General features: G+C 67.7%; 12 protein-coding genes, 2 rRNA genes and 1 riboswitch (1 of these 15 cut by a window edge). Of the genes, 13 read left to right on the forward strand and 1 reads right to left on the reverse strand.

Annotated features, from left to right (window positions below):
* From RKD23_RS31820 to RKD23_RS31875, 12 genes are all read left to right on the forward strand, one after another.
* Positions 1-2,359, forward strand: a 23S ribosomal RNA gene (locus tag RKD23_RS31820) (it extends 764 nt beyond the left edge of the window).
* 84 nt (positions 2,360-2,443) lie between these two features.
* Positions 2,444-2,560 (forward strand): 5S ribosomal RNA (rrf, locus tag RKD23_RS31825).
* Between the two features lie 107 nt (positions 2,561-2,667).
* The gene (locus tag RKD23_RS31830; RefSeq protein WP_424856819.1) at positions 2,668-3,276 is read left to right on the forward strand and encodes a CDP-alcohol phosphatidyltransferase family protein; all 609 of its coding nucleotides are present in this window, start codon (positions 2,668-2,670) and stop codon (positions 3,274-3,276) included.
* Between the two features lie 115 nt (positions 3,277-3,391).
* Positions 3,392-5,887: a sugar phosphate nucleotidyltransferase gene (locus RKD23_RS31835; protein ID WP_404040045.1), complete on the forward strand. Its 2,496-nt coding sequence runs from the start codon at positions 3,392-3,394 to the stop codon at positions 5,885-5,887.
* Between the two features lie 107 nt (positions 5,888-5,994).
* On the forward strand, positions 5,995-6,912 hold the full coding sequence (locus tag RKD23_RS31840) for a DUF881 domain-containing protein (protein ID WP_424856820.1): 918 nt from the start codon (positions 5,995-5,997) through the stop codon (positions 6,910-6,912).
* Complete coding sequence (locus RKD23_RS31845; RefSeq protein ID WP_003988855.1) at positions 6,909-7,241, forward strand: small basic family protein; 333 nt, start codon at positions 6,909-6,911, stop codon at positions 7,239-7,241. Before RKD23_RS31840 ends, RKD23_RS31845 begins: the two co-directional genes overlap by 4 nt.
* A 5-nt stretch (positions 7,242-7,246) precedes the next feature.
* Positions 7,247-8,080, forward strand: a complete 834-nt coding sequence (locus RKD23_RS31850) for a DUF881 domain-containing protein (RefSeq protein ID WP_424856821.1) — start codon at positions 7,247-7,249, stop codon at positions 8,078-8,080.
* 61 nt (positions 8,081-8,141) lie between these two features.
* Entirely contained in the window at positions 8,142-9,104 is a 963-nt protein-coding gene (locus RKD23_RS31855) for an FHA domain-containing protein (protein ID WP_424856822.1), read from the forward strand.
* A 20-nt stretch (positions 9,105-9,124) separates the two neighbouring features.
* On the forward strand, positions 9,125-9,862 hold the full coding sequence (locus RKD23_RS31860; protein ID WP_424856823.1) for a MerR family transcriptional regulator: 738 nt from the start codon (positions 9,125-9,127) through the stop codon (positions 9,860-9,862).
* A gap of 76 nt (positions 9,863-9,938) precedes the next feature.
* Positions 9,939-10,412, forward strand: a complete 474-nt coding sequence (locus RKD23_RS31865) for a bifunctional nuclease family protein (RefSeq protein ID WP_109294339.1) — start codon at positions 9,939-9,941, stop codon at positions 10,410-10,412.
* 306 nt (positions 10,413-10,718) lie between these two features.
* Positions 10,719-11,360 (forward strand): MerR family transcriptional regulator, encoded by a 642-nt coding sequence (locus RKD23_RS31870; RefSeq protein ID WP_424856824.1) that lies wholly within the window; start codon positions 10,719-10,721, stop codon positions 11,358-11,360.
* Positions 11,361-11,429: 69 nt separating this feature from the next.
* Positions 11,430-12,863, forward strand: a complete 1,434-nt coding sequence (locus RKD23_RS31875; protein ID WP_424856825.1) for a DNA polymerase IV — start codon at positions 11,430-11,432, stop codon at positions 12,861-12,863.
* Positions 12,864-13,243: 380 nt separating this feature from the next.
* Here the strand turns inward: RKD23_RS31875 and RKD23_RS31880 are convergent, their stop codons facing one another.
* A complete protein-coding gene (locus RKD23_RS31880) occupies positions 13,244-13,645 on the reverse strand; it encodes a PRC-barrel domain-containing protein (protein ID WP_404040025.1) in 402 nt (133 codons plus the stop codon).
* 114 nt (positions 13,646-13,759) lie between these two features.
* A riboswitch (glycine riboswitch) is annotated at positions 13,760-13,855 on the forward strand.
* A 175-nt stretch (positions 13,856-14,030) separates the two neighbouring features.
* On the opposite strand from RKD23_RS31880, the gene gcvP reads away from it, so the two are divergent.
* Positions 14,031-16,916: an aminomethyl-transferring glycine dehydrogenase gene (gcvP, locus tag RKD23_RS31885; protein ID WP_424856826.1), complete on the forward strand. Its 2,886-nt coding sequence runs from the start codon at positions 14,031-14,033 to the stop codon at positions 16,914-16,916.
* Positions 16,917-16,964: the final 48 nt, after the last annotated feature.

Raw genomic sequence — 16,964 nt, forward strand, 5'->3', positions numbered from 1 at the left:
ACGCTCAAGACCCGAAGCGGAGTGATCTAGCCATGGGCAGGTTGAAGCGGAGGTAAGACTTCGTGGAGGACCGAACCCACCAGGGTTGAAAACCTGGGGGATGACCTGTGGTTAGGGGTGAAAGGCCAATCAAACTCCGTGATAGCTGGTTCTCCCCGAAATGCATTTAGGTGCAGCGTCGTGTGTTTCTTGCCGGAGGTAGAGCACTGGATAGGCGATGGGCCCTACCGGGTTACTGACCTTAGCCAAACTCCGAATGCCGGTAAGTGAGAGCGCGGCAGTGAGACTGTGGGGGATAAGCTCCATGGTCGAGAGGGAAACAGCCCAGAGCATCGACTAAGGCCCCTAAGCGTACGCTAAGTGGGAAAGGATGTGGAGTCGCACAGACAACCAGGAGGTTGGCTTAGAAGCAGCCACCCTTGAAAGAGTGCGTAATAGCTCACTGGTCTAGTGATTCCGCGCCGACAATGTAGCGGGGCTCAAGCGTACCGCCGAAGTCGTGTCATTCCAGCACATACTCCCAACGGAGGCTGGGATGGGTAGGGGAGCGTCGTCTGCCGGGTGAAGCAGCCGCGGAAGCGAGTTGTGGACGGTTGACGAGTGAGAATGCAGGCATGAGTAGCGATACAAACGTGAGAAACGTTTGCGCCGATTGACTAAGGGTTCCTGGGTCAAGCTGATCTGCCCAGGGTAAGTCGGGACCTAAGGCGAGGCCGACAGGCGTAGTCGATGGATAACCGGTTGATATTCCGGTACCCGCTGTGAAGCGTCAAACATCGAATCCAGTGATGCTAAGGCCGTGAAGCCGCCCTGGAGCCTTCGGGTGAAGGGGAGTGGTGGAGCCGCCGGCCCAAGTTGGTAGTAGGTGAGTGATGGGGTGACGCAGGAAGGTAGTCCATCCCGGGCGGTGGTTGTCCCGGGGTAAGGGTGTAGGCCGTGCGATAGGCAAATCCGTCGCACATTAAGGCTGAGACCTGATGCCGAGCCGATTGTGGTGAAGTGGATGATCCTATGCTGTCGAGAAAAGCCTCTAGCGAGTTTCATGGCGGCCCGTACCCTAAACCGACTCAGGTGGTCAGGTAGAGAATACCGAGGCGTTCGGGTGAACTATGGTTAAGGAACTCGGCAAAATGCCCCCGTAACTTCGGGAGAAGGGGGGCCATGTCTGGTGATCCGTTTTACACGGTGAGCTGGGTGTGGCCGCAGAGACCAGCGAGAAGCGACTGTTTACTAAAAACACAGGTCCGTGCGAAGCCGTAAGGCGATGTATACGGACTGACGCCTGCCCGGTGCTGGAACGTTAAGGGGACCGGTTAGTGACCTTTCGGGGTTGCGAAGCTGAGAACTTAAGCGCCAGTAAACGGCGGTGGTAACTATAACCATCCTAAGGTAGCGAAATTCCTTGTCGGGTAAGTTCCGACCTGCACGAATGGCGTAACGACTTCTCGACTGTCTCAACCATAGGCCCGGTGAAATTGCACTACGAGTAAAGATGCTCGTTTCGCGCAGCAGGACGGAAAGACCCCGGGACCTTTACTACAGTTTGATATTGGTGTTCGGTTCGGCTTGTGTAGGATAGCTGGGAGACTTTGAAGCTCACACGCCAGTGTGGGTGGAGTCGTCGTTGAAATACCAGTCTGGTCGTGCTGGATGTCTAACCTGGGTCCGTGATCCGGATCAGGGACAGTGTCTGATGGGTAGTTTAACTGGGGCGGTTGCCTCCCAAAGGGTAACGGAGGCGCCCAAAGGTTCCCTCAGCCTGGTTGGCAATCAGGTGTTGAGTGTAAGTGCACAAGGGAGCTTGACTGTGAGACCGACGGGTCGAGCAGGGACGAAAGTCGGGACTAGTGATCCGGCGGTGGCTTGTGGAAGCGCCGTCGCTCAACGGATAAAAGGTACCCCGGGGATAACAGGCTGATCTTCCCCAAGAGTCCATATCGACGGGATGGTTTGGCACCTCGATGTCGGCTCGTCGCATCCTGGGGCTGGAGTCGGTCCCAAGGGTTGGGCTGTTCGCCCATTAAAGCGGTACGCGAGCTGGGTTTAGAACGTCGTGAGACAGTTCGGTCCCTATCCGCTGTGCGCGTAGGAGTCTTGAGAAGGGCTGTCCCTAGTACGAGAGGACCGGGACGGACGAACCTCTGGTGTGCCAGTTGTTCTGCCAAGGGCATGGCTGGTTGGCTACGTTCGGGAGGGATAACCGCTGAAAGCATCTAAGCGGGAAGCCTGCTTCGAGATGAGGACTCCCACCCACTTGATGGGGTAAGGCTCCCAGTAGACGACTGGGTTGATAGGCCGGATATGGAAGCACGGTAACGTGTGGAGTTGACCGGTACTAATAGGCCGAGGGCTTGTCCTCAGTTGCTCGCGTCCACTGTGTTGGTTCTGAAACCACGAACAACCCCATGTGCCACACATGGTGCGGTTGACAGTTTCATAGTGTTTCGGTGGTCATAGCGTAGGGGAAACGCCCGGTTACATTCCGAACCCGGAAGCTAAGCCTTACAGCGCCGATGGTACTGCAGGGGGGACCCTGTGGGAGAGTAGGACGCCGCCGAACTCCTTTTATAGCTCCGGCCCTTGGGTGATACCCGAGGGCCGGAGCTTTTTTGCGTTGAGGTAAGGTCAGGGAGCATCGTCGGCACGTTTACCGCAGGAGGCCCCCGGGTGGAGGTCCAGGAGACCCGCGTCCAGACGGACAGGGTGCTCACCATCCCGAACATCCTCAGCATGGCCCGTCTCGTCGGCGTGCCCCTGTTTCTGTGGCTGATCCTCAGGCCCGAGTTTGGGGGGCCGAAGAGCGATGGCTGGGCTCTCCTCGTGCTGGCCCTGAGCGGGATCAGCGACTATCTGGACGGCAAGCTGGCGCGTCGGTGGAACCAGATCAGCAGCCTCGGCCGGCTCCTGGACCCCGCGGCCGACCGGCTCTACATTCTCTCGACGCTGGTCGGACTCACCTGGCGCGAGATTCTGCCGCTCTGGCTGACCGCGGTACTGCTGGCGCGGGAGTTGGTCCTGTTGGTGATGGTGGGTGTCCTCCGTCGGCACGGGTATCCGCCGCCCCAGGTGAACTTCCTCGGGAAGGCGGCTACATTCAACTTGATGTACGCCTTCCCCCTGCTCCTGCTCAGTGACGGAAGCGGTTGGATCTCGTCACTCGCTGCTGTTTTCGGATGGGCGTTCGCCGGATGGGGTACAACGCTCTACTGGTGGGCAGGAGTCCTCTACGTGGTACAAGTCCGCCGTATCGTTCGGGCGGACGCCATGGCCGATTGAACTCGCGGATTGGCGCGGCCGTAACGCCGCGATGGCCCGCATCGGAAATGTGCGGGACAATTCGGACGGGTGAAGTCGGCTAGACCGTCGTCTCTTCGAGGAGGACGCTTCCGACATGAAGGCCGTCGTGATGGCCGGAGGCGAAGGCACGCGCCTTCGCCCCATGACCTCAAGCATGCCCAAGCCGCTCCTGCCGGTTGCCAATCGGCCGATCATGGAGCATGTTCTGCGGCTGCTCAAAAGGCATGGGCTCAATGAGACCGTCGTTACCGTGCAGTTCCTGGCCTCACTGGTCAAGAACTACTTCGGTGACGGTGAAGAGCTCGGCATGGAGCTCACCTATGCCAACGAGGAGAAGCCACTCGGTACCGCCGGAAGCGTCAAGAACGCCGAAGAGGCGCTGAAGGACGACGCTTTCCTGGTCATCTCCGGTGACGCGCTCACCGACTTCGACCTCACCGATCTGATCCGTTTCCACAAGGAGAAGGGCGCGCTCGTCACGGTCTGTCTGACGCGTGTGCCCAATCCGCTGGAATTCGGCATCACCATCGTCGACGAAGAGGGCAAGGTCGAGCGGTTCCTGGAGAAGCCGACCTGGGGGCAGGTCTTCTCCGACACCGTGAACACCGGCATCTACGTGATGGAGCCCGAGGTCTTCAACTACGTCGAGGCCGATGTGCCCGTCGACTGGTCCGGCGATGTCTTCCCGCAGCTGATGAAGGAAGGCAAGCCGATCTACGGCTACGTGGCCGAGGGCTACTGGGAGGACGTCGGCACCCACGAGAGCTACGTCAAGGCCCAGGCCGATGTCCTCGAGGGCAAGGTCGACGTCGAGATCGACGGGTTCGAGATCTCGCCGGGCGTGTGGGTCGCCGAGGGCGCCGAAGTGCATCCCGATGCCGTGCTGCGCGGGCCGCTCTATATCGGTGACTACGCCAAGGTCGAGGCCGGCGCCGAGATCCGGGAACACACCGTCGTCGGATCGAACGTGGTCGTCAAGAGCGGCGCGTTCCTGCACAAGGCCGTGGTGCACGACAACGTGTATGTCGGCCAGCACAGCAATCTGCGGGGATGCGTCGTCGGCAAGAACACCGACATCATGCGCGCGGCCAGGATCGAGGACGGCGCGGTCATCGGCGACGAATGCCTGATCGGTGAAGAATCGATCGTCCAGGGCAACGTGCGGGTGTACCCGTTCAAGACGATCGAGGCCGGTGCCTTCGTCAACACCTCGGTGATCTGGGAGTCCAGGGGACAAGCGCACCTCTTCGGTGCCCGTGGCGTCTCCGGGATCCTGAATGTGGAGATCACGCCCGAGCTGGCCGTGCGGCTCGCCGGCGCCTACGCCACGACCCTGAAGAAGGGCTCGACCGTCACCACGGCCCGCGACCACTCCCGTGGTGCTCGTGCACTGAAGCGGGCCGTCATCTCCGCGCTGCAGGCCAGCGCCATCGACGTACGCGACCTGGAGAACGTACCGCTGCCCGTGGCGCGGCAGCAGACGGCGCGGGGAAGTGCCGGCGGGATCATGATCCGGACGACGCCCGGCGTGCCGGACTCGGTGGACATCATGTTCTTCGACGGGCAGGGTGCCGACCTGTCACAGGGCGGCCAGCGGAAGCTGGACCGGGTGTTCGCGCGGCAGGAGTACCGGCGGGCCTTCCCCGGGGAGATCGGGGACCTGCACTTCCCGGCGAGCGTCTTCGACTCGTACACCGGGTCGCTGCTGCGGAACATCGACACGACGGGGATCGCGGAGTCGGGGCTGAAGGTCGTCGTCGACGCGTCGAACGGCAGTGCCGGTCTGGTGCTGCCGAGTCTGCTCGGCAAGCTCGGGGTGGACGCGCTGACGATCAACCCCGGTCTGGACGAGGCGCGGCCCACCGAGACGGCGGAGGCGCGGCGGTCGGGGCTGGTGCGGCTCGGCGAGATCGTGGCGTCCGCGCGGGCCGCGTTCGGCGTGCGGTTCGACCCGGTCGGTGAGCGGCTGTCGCTCGTCGACGAGAAGGGCCGCATCGTCGAGGACGACCGGGCGCTGCTGGTGATGCTCGACCTGGTGGCCGCCGAGCGGCGCAGCGGGCGGGTCGCGCTGCCGGTGACGACCACGCGGATCGCCGAGCAGGTGGCGGCGTACCACGGGACGCAGGTGGAGTGGACGACGACATCGCCGGACGACCTCACGCGCGTGGGCCGCGACGAGTCGACCATCTTCGGCGGCGACGGCAAGGGCGGCTTCATCGTCCCGGAGTTCAGCGGCGTGTTCGACGGTACGGCGGCCTTCGTACGGCTGATCGGGCTGGTCGCGCGGACGCAGCTCACGCTGAGCCAGATCGACGCGCGCATCCCGCGTGCGCACGTCCTCAAGCGTGATCTGGCGACTCCGTGGGCGGTCAAGGGGCTCGTCATGCGGCGGGTCGTGGAGGCGGCCGGGGACCGCTTCGTGGACACCACCGACGGTGTACGTGTGGTCGAGACGGACGGGCGCTGGGTGATGGTGCTGCCCGATCCCGCCGAGGCGGTCACCCATCTGTGGGCGGAAGGCCCGGACGACGCGTCCGCGCAGGCCCTGCTGGACGAGTGGTCGGCTGTCGTGGACAGCGCCGGACGGTAGAAAAGGCAGCACACGCGCGTGCCGGACAAGTGCCCCCAAGGGGGCCTGTCCGGCACGTCGGTGGGGCCATTCGGAGGTACCGGCTGCGACATGCGACGATGTGCGGCATGTCGCAGCAGCCCCCCGTTCGGAGCACTACCGCGCACCCCCCGCGCCCGGACGCGTCCATGTCGCTGCTCACCAACGTCATGGACCACAGCCTCGACGACGGCTATGCCGAGGCGGCGGCCCGGAAGACGGCCGCGGGCGAGGGGGGTCTGCCCAGGACGCTCCGGGCGAAGCTCGGACTCGCCGCAGGGCTGGTGCTCGCGGCGCTCGTGGTGACCGTCGGCGCTGCGCAGGCGCGGGTCGCGGCCCCGGTCGTGGCCAAGGAGCGCGAGGAGCTCATCGACCGGATCGGTCGGGAGACCGACGCCGCGGACGAGCTGGAAGAGTCCGTGGAGGCGCTGCGCGACGATGTCGGAGCGCGGCAGCGGGAGGCCCTCAAGGACAGCGGGGGCGGCGACCAGGGGGAGCTGGTGAGCCTGCTCTCGGGTGCCGTGGAGGTGCACGGGCCCGGAGTGAAGCTGATCGTCGACGACGCCGAGGAGACCGCCGAGGGCGGGGACGGCGATCCGCGCGGGACGTCGGGTTTCTCCGACACGGGCCGGGTGCGCGACCGGGATCTGCAGCGCGTGGTGAACGGGCTGTGGGAGTCGGGCGCCGAGGCGATCTCCATCAACGGGCAGCGGCTGACGGCGCTGTCCGCGATCAGGGCCGCGGGTGACGCGATACTGGTCGACAACAGGCCGCTGGTACCGCCGTACACGGTGCTCGCGGTGGGGGACGGGAAACAGCTGAGCACCCGGTTCCAGGACAGTGCCGACGGGCTGTATCTGCACGTCCTGCAGGAGAACTACGGGATCCGCACCGCCCTCTCCGTGGAGGAAGACCTCCGGCTGCCGGCCGCGCCGAGCCTGATCGTACGTACCGCACAGCCGAGAACCGAGACAGCACAGCCGCAAGCTGAGAAGGGCACATCGTGATCGCCGTACTGGGCCTCGTCGTGGGAGTCGTGGCCGGCCTGTTGGTCCGGCCTGAGGTTCCGGCGGTGGTCGAGCCTTATCTGCCGATCGCCGTCGTGGCGGCGCTGGACGCCGTCTTCGGCGGTCTGCGGGCCATGCTCGACGGGATCTTCGACGACAAGGTGTTCGTGGTGTCGTTCCTGTCGAACGTGGTCGTCGCCGCGCTGATCGTGTTCCTCGGCGACAAGCTGGGCGTGGGGGCGCAGCTGTCCACGGGCGTCGTGGTCGTGCTCGGCATCCGTATCTTCTCCAACGCCGCCGCGATCCGCCGGCACGTCTTCCGGGCGTGAGGCCGATGAGCAACCAGGACGAGTCGCCCGAGAACCGGCTGCGCAAGGAGCTGCCCGAGGAGGTGCCCGCGACGGCGCCCGCGGTCGGGCCGCCCGCGCGGGACGCGGAGCCCGGGCTCACGGGCCGCGGGCGGCTGGTGAAGGGGTTGTGGCCGCCGCGTGTCAGCCGGGCCCAACTCATCGTCGCCGTGCTGTTGTTCGGTCTGGGCTTCGGTCTCGCGGTCCAGGTCGCGTCCAACAGCGACGACGACACGGCCCTGCGCGGGGCACGCCAGGAAGATCTTGTGCGCATCCTCGATGAACTGGATGACCGTACTCAGCGTCTTGAGGACGAGAAGCAGGGTCTCGAGCAGCAGCGGGACGAGCTGGAGAACAGCTCCGACCAGGCGGAGGAGGCCCGTAGGCAGACGGTCGAGAAGGAGAGGCAACTCGGCATCCTGGCGGGCACGGTGGCCGCGCAGGGTCCCGGGATCACGATGACCATCGACGACAGCAAGGGCACGGTCGAGGCGGACATGCTGCTCGACGCCATCCAGGAGCTGCGCGCCGCCGGCGCGGAGGCGATCCAGGTGAACGGCGTGCGGGTGGTGGCCGGGACCTATCTGACGGATTCCGACGATCGTGTGAGCGTCGACGGGAACAAGATCAACGCGCCCTATCGTTTCAAGGTCATCGGCAAGCCTCAGGATCTCGAACCGGCACTCAACATCCCGGGAGGCGTGGTGCAGACGCTGGAGAAGGAGCAGGCCACCGTTACTGTCGAGCGGTCGGACAAGATCGTTGTGGACGCCTTGCGAGCAGCGAAGCGGCCTGACTACGCTCGGTCGTCCTCCCAGTGAACCGGGGGTGCATGGGGGCCGTCCGTCGAGGGCATGAGGTTGCGGGGGGTCGGCGCACCGATTGGGTGGTGCGTGGTGGAAACTGTCTGGTGGATACGGACGTTGTGAGGATGTCCGGGTCTTCCGGAGTGTGCAGTCAGGGTTCGTCCTGCCCCACGGGCGGGTCTGTTTCGGTCAAGGGGAATCGCCCGTGAAGTTGTTTGCGAAGTTGTTCGGCAAGAGCGCGCGAGAGGGCAGCGACAGCAGCGCCACCGCTCGTCATCGCGCACAGCCCGACGCCGAGGGTCAGCGCCCGCTGTTCCGCGACCAGGTCGCTGGGCCGGGCGGTGACATCCCCGGTGGTCAGGGCGCGCCGTCGGTCGACCCTGCCCAGGCCCCAGGCATAGGTTTCGGGCAACCGTCGACCTCAGGTGCGGGCGGAGGGTACGCCCCCGGCCCGTACGCGTCCAACGCCCCGGCGGGGCAGCCGCGGCAGGAGGAGCCGTCCATGTCGGCCCTGGTGTGTACGAGGTGCGGTCACCGCAACGCGGAGAACAGCCGGTTCTGCTCCAACTGCGGCGCTCCGCTGCGGGCGGGTGCCGTCCCCGAGCGGGCGTCCGAGACGACCTCCACGATCTCGATCTCGGGTCTTGAGGCCTACGACGCCGAGGTGACCGGTCAGACGCAGCTCCCGGCGCTCTCTCCCGAGGCGCAGGCCGCTGTCGACGCGCTGCCGCTGGGTTCGGCCCTGCTTGTCGTGCGGCGCGGTCCGAACTCGGGCAGCCGCTTCCTGCTGGACGGCGAGCTGACCACGGCGGGCCGCCACCCGCAGAGCGACATCTTCCTGGACGACGTGACGGTCTCGCGCCGCCATGTGGAGTTCCGGCGCCAGCCGGACGGTTCGTTCACCGTCGCCGACGTGGGCAGCCTCAACGGCACGTACGTCAACCGTGAGCGGATCGACCAGGTCGCTCTGTCCAACGGTGACGAGGTGCAGATCGGAAAGTACCGACTCGTTTTCTACGCGAGCCGGCAGAGCATCTGACCCACCCCCAGGGAAGGTCCATGCTTCATACACCGAGCGGCGGTGCCGGGAGCGGCACCGCCGCCGCGGACAGTGGTCTGATGAGCATCGGCACGGTGCTGAACGTGCTGCGCGACGAGTTCCCCGAAGTGACGATCTCCAAGATCCGTTTCCTGGAGTCGGAAGGGCTCATCGAGCCGCAGCGGACCCCCTCGGGGTACCGCAAGTTCAGTGCGAGCGACGTCGAGCGCCTCGGCCAGGTGCTGCGGATGCAGCGGGACCACTATCTGCCGCTGAAGGTGATCCGCGAGTACCTGGACGCCGTCGAGCGCGGCGAGGACGTACGGCTTCCGGCGCTCGGCCGGCAGCGGGACGGCGAGGCGCTGCCGGAGGCCACCGAGGGACCGACGGTGGCCCGGATCGGGCGCGCGGAGCTGCTCGCGGCGGCCGACATCGACGAGGCCGAACTGGCCGAGTGGGAGTCGTACGGCCTGGTCACGCCGCTGTCGGACGGGGTGTACGACGCCGAGGCGGTGACCGTGGCCGCGTTGGTCACCGAGCTGGGCCGGTTCGGTATCGAGCCGCGGCATCTGCGGATGGTGAAGGCCGCGGCCGACCGTGAGGCCGGTCTGGTGGACCAGGTGGTGGCCCCGCTCAGACGGCACCGCAACCCGCAGACCCGGACCCATGCGGAGGCCCGTACCAAGGAGCTGGCGGGGCTCACGACGAAGCTGCACGCGGCGCTGTTGCAGACCGCGCTCGGGGTCCGCCTGCCCTGAGCGGCGGCGGCCCGATCGGGTCCCGCTCCCGGGCCCCGACTACCCAAAGGTCCCGGGCACGGCCTAGGGTTGCTGTGTGAACGAGCTCGATGTCGTAGGTGTCCGGGTCGAAATGCCCTCCAACCAACCGATCGTGCTCCTGCGTGAAGTGGGAGGCGACCGCTACCTCCCCATCTGGATCGGGCCGGGGGAGGCGACCGCGATCGCTTTCGCCCAGCAGGGCATGGCCCCCGCGCGGCCGCTGACCCACGACCTGTTCAAGGACGTGCTGGAGGCCGTCGGCCAGGAGCTCACCGAAGTACGCATCACGGACCTGCGTGAAGGCGTCTTCTACGCCGAGCTGGTCTTCGCCAGCGGCGTCGAGGTGAGCGCCCGCCCGTCCGATGCCATAGCGCTGGCCCTGCGCACCGGCACGCCGATCTACGGCAGTGACGGGGTGCTCGACGACGCGGGCATCGCGATTCCGGACGAGCAGGAGGACGAGGTGGAGAAGTTCCGCGAGTTCCTCGACCAGATCTCGCCCGAGGACTTCGGCTCCAGCAACCAGTGAGACGCGGTGCGGCCGGCTGGGCGGAGGTTCCGCCGGGCCGGCCGTACGATGTGTCGTCGCCGCTGTGACGGCGTCGAGGGCCCCTTCGGGAGTGGCGTATCGGCGCGGACGACTCGGCACATGCCAGCGGCGATTGAGAGCGTCCTGCGGCCTCCCGGGAGCGCATTCGGCTAGCCTTTCCCCGCGACGGGATACGGGAAACCACTCCTAGGGTGATTATCACTCGGCGTGCCGAGTGTGGCGATCGTTGACGCACCCTTGGTGACTGCCTACCGTCGAGAGGGCAGGTCAAGGACGGAGGTCGGCGTGAGAAGCAGCGGCGACGGTACGGCTGGGGGTGCCACCGGACGCAGTCCGGGGGAGAGCGGTCCGTACCCGCTTCATGGCGGCGCGTCCGATCACGCTCCGAAGCGGCCTACGGTCGTGCCCAGCGACGGAGGGGCGTCCATGGCGACCGAGGAGATCGGCTACCGCGGGCCGACGGCCTGCGCAGCCGCAGGTATCACGTACCGGCAACTGGACTACTGGGCGCGCACGGGCCTCGTGGAGCCGAGTGTGCGGCCCGCGTACGGGTCCGGGACCCAGCGTCTGTACAGCTTTCGGGACGTCGTCGTCCTGAAGATCGTCAAGCGGTTCCTGGACACCGGGGTGTCGCTGCAGAACATCCGCAGCGCCGTGCAGCATCTGCGGGAGCGCGGGTTCCGTGACCTGGAGCGCATGACGCTGATGAGCGACGGTGCCACCGTCTACGAGTGCACCTCGCCCGACGAGGTGCATGCCCTGCTGCAGGGCGGTCAGGGCGTCTTCGGTATCGCCGTCGGTGTGGTGTGGCGGGACGTGGAGAGTGCGTTGTCGCAGCTGCACGGGGAGCGGATCGACACCGGGGAGACGCTGGTCGGGCACAACCCGACGGACGAGCTGGCCAGGCGGCGCAACAAGGCCGTGTAGCGCCTGCCGTCGGTTCCGCCCGGGGTGTGGGCGGGGCCATTGTCAGTGGCGTGGTGCAGCATCGGAGATGTGAGAACCGCGCCCACGATCCTGCATCTCGACATGGATGCCTTCTTCGCCTCGGTGGAGCAGGCGTCCAAGCCGAGCCTGCGCGGGAAGGCCGTCGTGGTGGGCGGTCTCGGGCCGCGTGGGGTGGTGGCGACCTGCTCCTACGAGGCCCGGGTGTTCGGGGTGCACTCGGCGATGCCGATGGCGCAGGCGCGGCGGCTCGCGCCGAACGCGGCGTATCTGGTTCCGCGGGGAGGGCTGTACCGGGCGATCAGCGAGCAGGTGATGGGGCTGCTGCGGGCGCTGTCGCCGTTGGTGGAGCCGCTGAGCCTGGACGAGGCGTTCGTGGACCTGGAGGCCGGTGGGGCGGCCTGGGACGGGGAGTCCGCGCGGCTGGCCGGGGAGAGACTGCGGGCGGACATACGGGCCGTCACAGGGCTCACCGGCTCGGTGGGGCTGGCCGCGTCCAAGATGCTGGCGAAGATCGCCTCGGAGCAGGCCAAGCCGGACGGCCTGGTCCTGATCCCGCCCGGGACCGAGCGGGCGCTGCTCGGGCCCATGTCGGTGCGGACCCTGCCGGGGGTGGGGCCGGCGACCGGGGACCACCTGAGACGGGCGGGCATCCACACCGTCGAGGAGCTCGCCGAGGCGGGCGAGGACGAGCTGGTGCGGCTGCTCGGGAAGGCCCACGGGCACGCCCTCCACGCCATGGCACTCGCGCGTGACGAGCGGCCGGTGGTGGCCGAGCGGGAGGCTAAGTCGGTCTCCGTCGAGGACACCTACGACGTGGACATCCATGAGCGGGTGCGCATCGGCCTGGAGGTGCAGCGACTGGCCGACCGGTGTGTGCGCAGGCTGCGGGGGGCCGGGCTGTCGGGGCGGACGATCGTACTGAAGGTGCGCCGGTACGACTTCTCGACCCTGACGCGTTCGGAGACGCTGCGGGGGCCCACGGACGACCCCGCGGTCGTGCGGGAGGCCGCGCTGCGGCTGCTGGACTCCGTCGACACCACGGGTGGGGTGCGGCTGCTCGGCGTCGGGGTGAGCGGGCTGGCCGACTTCACGCAGGAGGACCTGTTCGCGCAGGCCGCCGGGGAGGCGGAGACGGACGACGAGGAGGAGACGGCCGAGGAGGCGGCGCGGGAGCCGGCGGAGCCCGAGGAGCGGCGGTGGGCTCCCGGGCATGACGTGCGGCACACCGAGTACGGGCACGGGTGGGTGCAGGGCAGCGGGCTCGGGCGGATCACCGTGCGGTTCGAGACGCCCTGGTCGGAGCCGGGGCGTGTGCGGACGTTCCGGATCGACGATCCCGCGCTTGAGCGGGCCGAGCCGTTGCCGTTGGTCCAGGGAGGGGAGGGGGTGGAAGAGGGGGAGCGTGTGGAGGGCGTGGCGGGGGCTGCGGAGGTGTCTGAGGTGTCTGAGGTGCTTGGGGTTCGTGGGGCTTCGGCGGTGTAGGTGCCGTGCCCTGGGCGTGGGCGTTGGGCTGGGGCTGTGGGGCGCGGGCCGTCGGCCTTCGCTGGGTGGGGCCGGCTGTGCTGCCCGGTGGCGGCGGGCGGTCCGCGTAATCGTCCGTGCCAGGCGGTCGGCGGCCGGCGGCCGGGTGCGTGCCCGGTCGTCCGTGCCGGGCGGCCGGCGGCCGGGCGTGGTGCGTGCCCGCCTGTGGCGCTCAGCGATGGTGAGTGCGTGGGCACCCTTCTCGGCCCGGGCTCTCCGCTTGGCCCGGGGTCTCCGCTTGGCCCGGGCTCTCCGCGTGCTCGTGCCTGCCGTCGGCCCGTGCTGCATCAGCGGGGACTACCCCTAGGCGGCGCCCGGGCGGGGCTCCGGCTGCGCGGAGGTCACTGGGGATGCGTGTGCGGATCGTGGTCGTTGTGGGGGTCCTGGCCTGCGACGTTGCCGAAGTCCCGGTCGGGGGGCGGAGGTGATGGGGCCACGTTGAGGCCGTAGTGGTGGTAGAGCTGGAGTTCCTGTTCGGGGGAGAGGTGGCGGCCGACGCCGAAGTCGGGGGCGTCCTTGATGAGGGCTCGGTCGAAGGGGACGTGGAGTGTGCCCTCGATCAGCTCGCTGGGCTCCAGGGGGACGAAGGCGTCTCTGGAGAACAGGCCGGTGCGTATGGCCGCCCATTCCGGCACGCCGGTCGCGTCGTCGAGGTACACCTCGTCGATCGTGCCGATCTTGGTGCCGTTGCGGTCGAACGCCTTGCGGCCGATCAGGTTGCGCGGATCGATGTCGGTCTGCACGAGCCCTCCACTTGGTCGCAAATCATCCGTAAGCACTACGAAAGAGCACATTTGGGTGCGCGGCCACTCGAAGGCTCGTGCGGTGGGCTCGCTGGTAGGCTTGCAGACGGCTGCTGACCCCGTGCGGGAGAGTCCTCCGATCGTCACCGGAGGCGCCGAAGGAGCAAATCCTCCCCGGAATCTCTCAGGCCCACGTACCGCACGGACGAGGTCACTCTGGAAAGCAGGGCGGATGTCGACGGCTTCCGCTCTCACCGACGGTGAAAGCCGGGCGCCCTCGGGCGGCCGGTGAAGCTCTCAGGTTGAGATGACAGAGGGGGAGGCCGTCGGGGTACCCGCGCCGTGGTGCCCCTCGAAGGTCGCGTCAGACCAGGAGGCCTCCGCAATGACCGCCCAGCGCATTCCGCTCTCCGAGCTCGAACAGGGCATCCCCTTCGAGCAGCGTCACATCGGGCCCGACCAGGAGGCGCGGGCCAAGATGCTCGCGCAGGTCGGCTACGGCTCGCTCGACGAGCTCACCGCCGCCGCGGTGCCGGACGTGATCAAGAACGCCGACGCCCTGGACCTGCCGGGCGCCCGCTCCGAGGCCGAGGTGCTGGCCGAGCTGCGCTCGCTGGCCGACCGCAACCAGGTCCTCGGCTCCATGATCGGGCTCGGCTACTACGGCACTTTCACCCCGCCGGTCATCCTGCGCAACGTCATGGAGAACCCGGCCTGGTACACGGCGTACACGCCTTACCAGCCGGAGATCTCCCAGGGACGTCTGGAAGCCCTGCTGAATTTCCAGACGATGGTCGCCGAGCTGACGGGGCTGCCGACCTCCGGCGCCTCGCTGCTCGACGAGGGCACCGCGGCCGCGGAGGCCATGGCGCTGTCGCTGCGGATGGGGAAGAACAAGAAGGGCCTCTTCCTGATCGACGCGGACGCGCTGCCGCAGACCATCGCCGTGATCGAGACCCGCGCCGAGCCGACCGGTGTCGAGGTCGTCGTCGCCGATCTGAGCGAGGGCATCCCGGCCGAGATCGCCGCGCGTGAGATCAACGGCGTGCTGATCCAGTACCCGGGCGCCTCCGGTGCCGTACGCGACATCAAGCCGGTCATCGACCAGGCGCACGAGCTCGGCGCGCTCGTCACCGTGGCCGCCGATCTGCTGGCGCTGACGCTGCTGAAGTCGCCGGGTGAGCTGGGCGCGGACATCGCGGTCGGTACGACGCAGCGGTTCGGTGTGCCGATGGGCTTCGGCGGGCCGCACGCCGGTTACATGGCCGTGCGCGAGAAGTTCGCGCGCAGCCTGCCGGGCCGGCTCGTGGGCGTGTCCGTGGACGCGGACGGGAACAAGGCGTACCGCCTGGCTCTCCAGACGCGTGAGCAGCACATCCGCCGGGAGAAGGCCACCAGCAACATCTGTACCGCGCAGGTGCTGCTCGCGGTGATGGCCGGGATGTACGCCGTCTACCACGGCCCCGAGGGGCTGAAGAGCATCGCCGGGCGGACCCACCGCTACGCCGCGATCCTGGCGCAGGGGCTGAAGGCCGGCGGTGTTGACGTCGTTCACAGCTCTTTCTTCGACACGGTCAGTGCACGCGTCGAGGGCCGTGCGGCCGAGGTCGTCGCCGCGGCGCGTGTGAACGGTGTCAACCTGCACCTCGTCGACGCCGACCAGGTGTCGATGTCCTGCGACGAGACCACCACGCGGGACCAGCTCCAGGCCGTCTGGGCCGCCTTCGGTGTCGAGGGCGACGTCGAGGCGCTGGACGCGGCCGCCGGTGAGGCGCTGCCCGAGGCGCTGCTGCGCACCGACGACTACCTCACCCACCCGGTCTTCCACCAGCACCGCTCCGAGACCGCGATGCTGCGCTACCTGCGCAAGCTCGCCGACCGTGACTACGCCCTCGACCGCGGCATGATCCCGCTGGGCTCCTGCACCATGAAGCTCAACGCGACCACCGAGATGGAGCCGGTCACCTGGCCCGAGTTCGGCCAGCTGCACCCCTTCGCGCCCGAGGAGCAGGCCGAGGGCTACCTCACGCTCATCCACGAGCTGGAGGACCGTCTCGCCGAGGTCACCGGCTACGACAAGGTCAGCCTCCAGCCGAACGCCGGCTCGCAGGGTGAGCTGGCCGGTCTGCTCGCCGTACGGGGATACCACCGCGCCAACGGCGACGAGCAGCGGACCGTCTGCCTGATCCCGTCCTCCGCGCACGGCACGAACGCCGCGAGCGCCGTGATGGCGGGCATGAAGGTCGTCGTCGTGAAGACCGCCGAGGACGGCGAGATCGATGTCGAGGACCTGCGGGCGAAGATCGAGAAGCACCGTGACGAGCTGGCGGTGCTGATGATCACGTACCCGTCGACGCACGGTGTGTTCGAGGAGCACGTCGCCGACATCTGCGCGCAGGTGCACGAGGCCGGCGGTCAGGTGTACGTCGACGGTGCCAACCTGAACGCGCTGGTGGGCCTGGCCAAGCCGGGGCACTTCGGCGGCGACGTCTCGCACCTCAACCTGCACAAGACCTTCTGCATCCCGCACGGTGGCGGCGGCCCGGGTGTCGGCCCCGTCGCGGTCCGCGAGCACCTCGCGCCGTACCTGCCGAACCACCCGCTGCAGCCGTCGGCCGGCCCCGAGACCGGTGTCGGGCCGATCTCGGCGGCGCCGTGGGGCTCCGCGGGCATCCTGCCGATCTCGTGGGCGTACGTCCGTCTCATGGGCGGTGAGGGGCTGAAGCGGGCCACGCAGGTGGCGGTGCTGTCCGCCAACTACGTCGCCAAGCGCCTGGAGCCGCACTACCCGGTGCTGTACACCGGCCCGGGCGGGCTGGTCGCGCACGAGTGCATCATCGACCTGCGGCCGATCACCAAGGCGACCGGTGTGTCCGTGGACGACGTCGCCAAGCGGCTCATCGACTACGGCTTCCACGCGCCGACGATGTCCTTCCCGGTGGCCGGCACGCTGATGATCGAGCCGACCGAGTCCGAGGACCTGGCCGAGCTGGACCGTTTCTGCGACGCGATGATCGCCATCCGCGCCGAGATCGAGAAGGTCGGCGCGGGCGAGTGGCCGGCCGAGGACAACCCGCTGCACAACGCCCCGCACACCGCGGGTGCGCTCGGTGGGGAGTGGAAGCACGCCTACTCGCGCGAGGAGGCCGTGTTCCCGGCCGGGGTGTCCGTGGCCGACAAGTACTGGCCGCCGGTGCGGCGCATCGACCAGGCGTACGGTGACCGGAACCTGGTGTGCTCCTGCCCGCCGCTGGACGCGTACGAGGACTGAGGTCCTGAGGTCCGAGTAAGGCCTGAGGCCCTGCCCCTGCTCTGCGGG

Origin of the sequence: Streptomyces sp. SAI-170, from assembly GCF_049739565.1 — a bacterium.
Classification (GTDB): Bacteria; Actinomycetota; Actinomycetes; order Streptomycetales; family Streptomycetaceae; genus Streptomyces.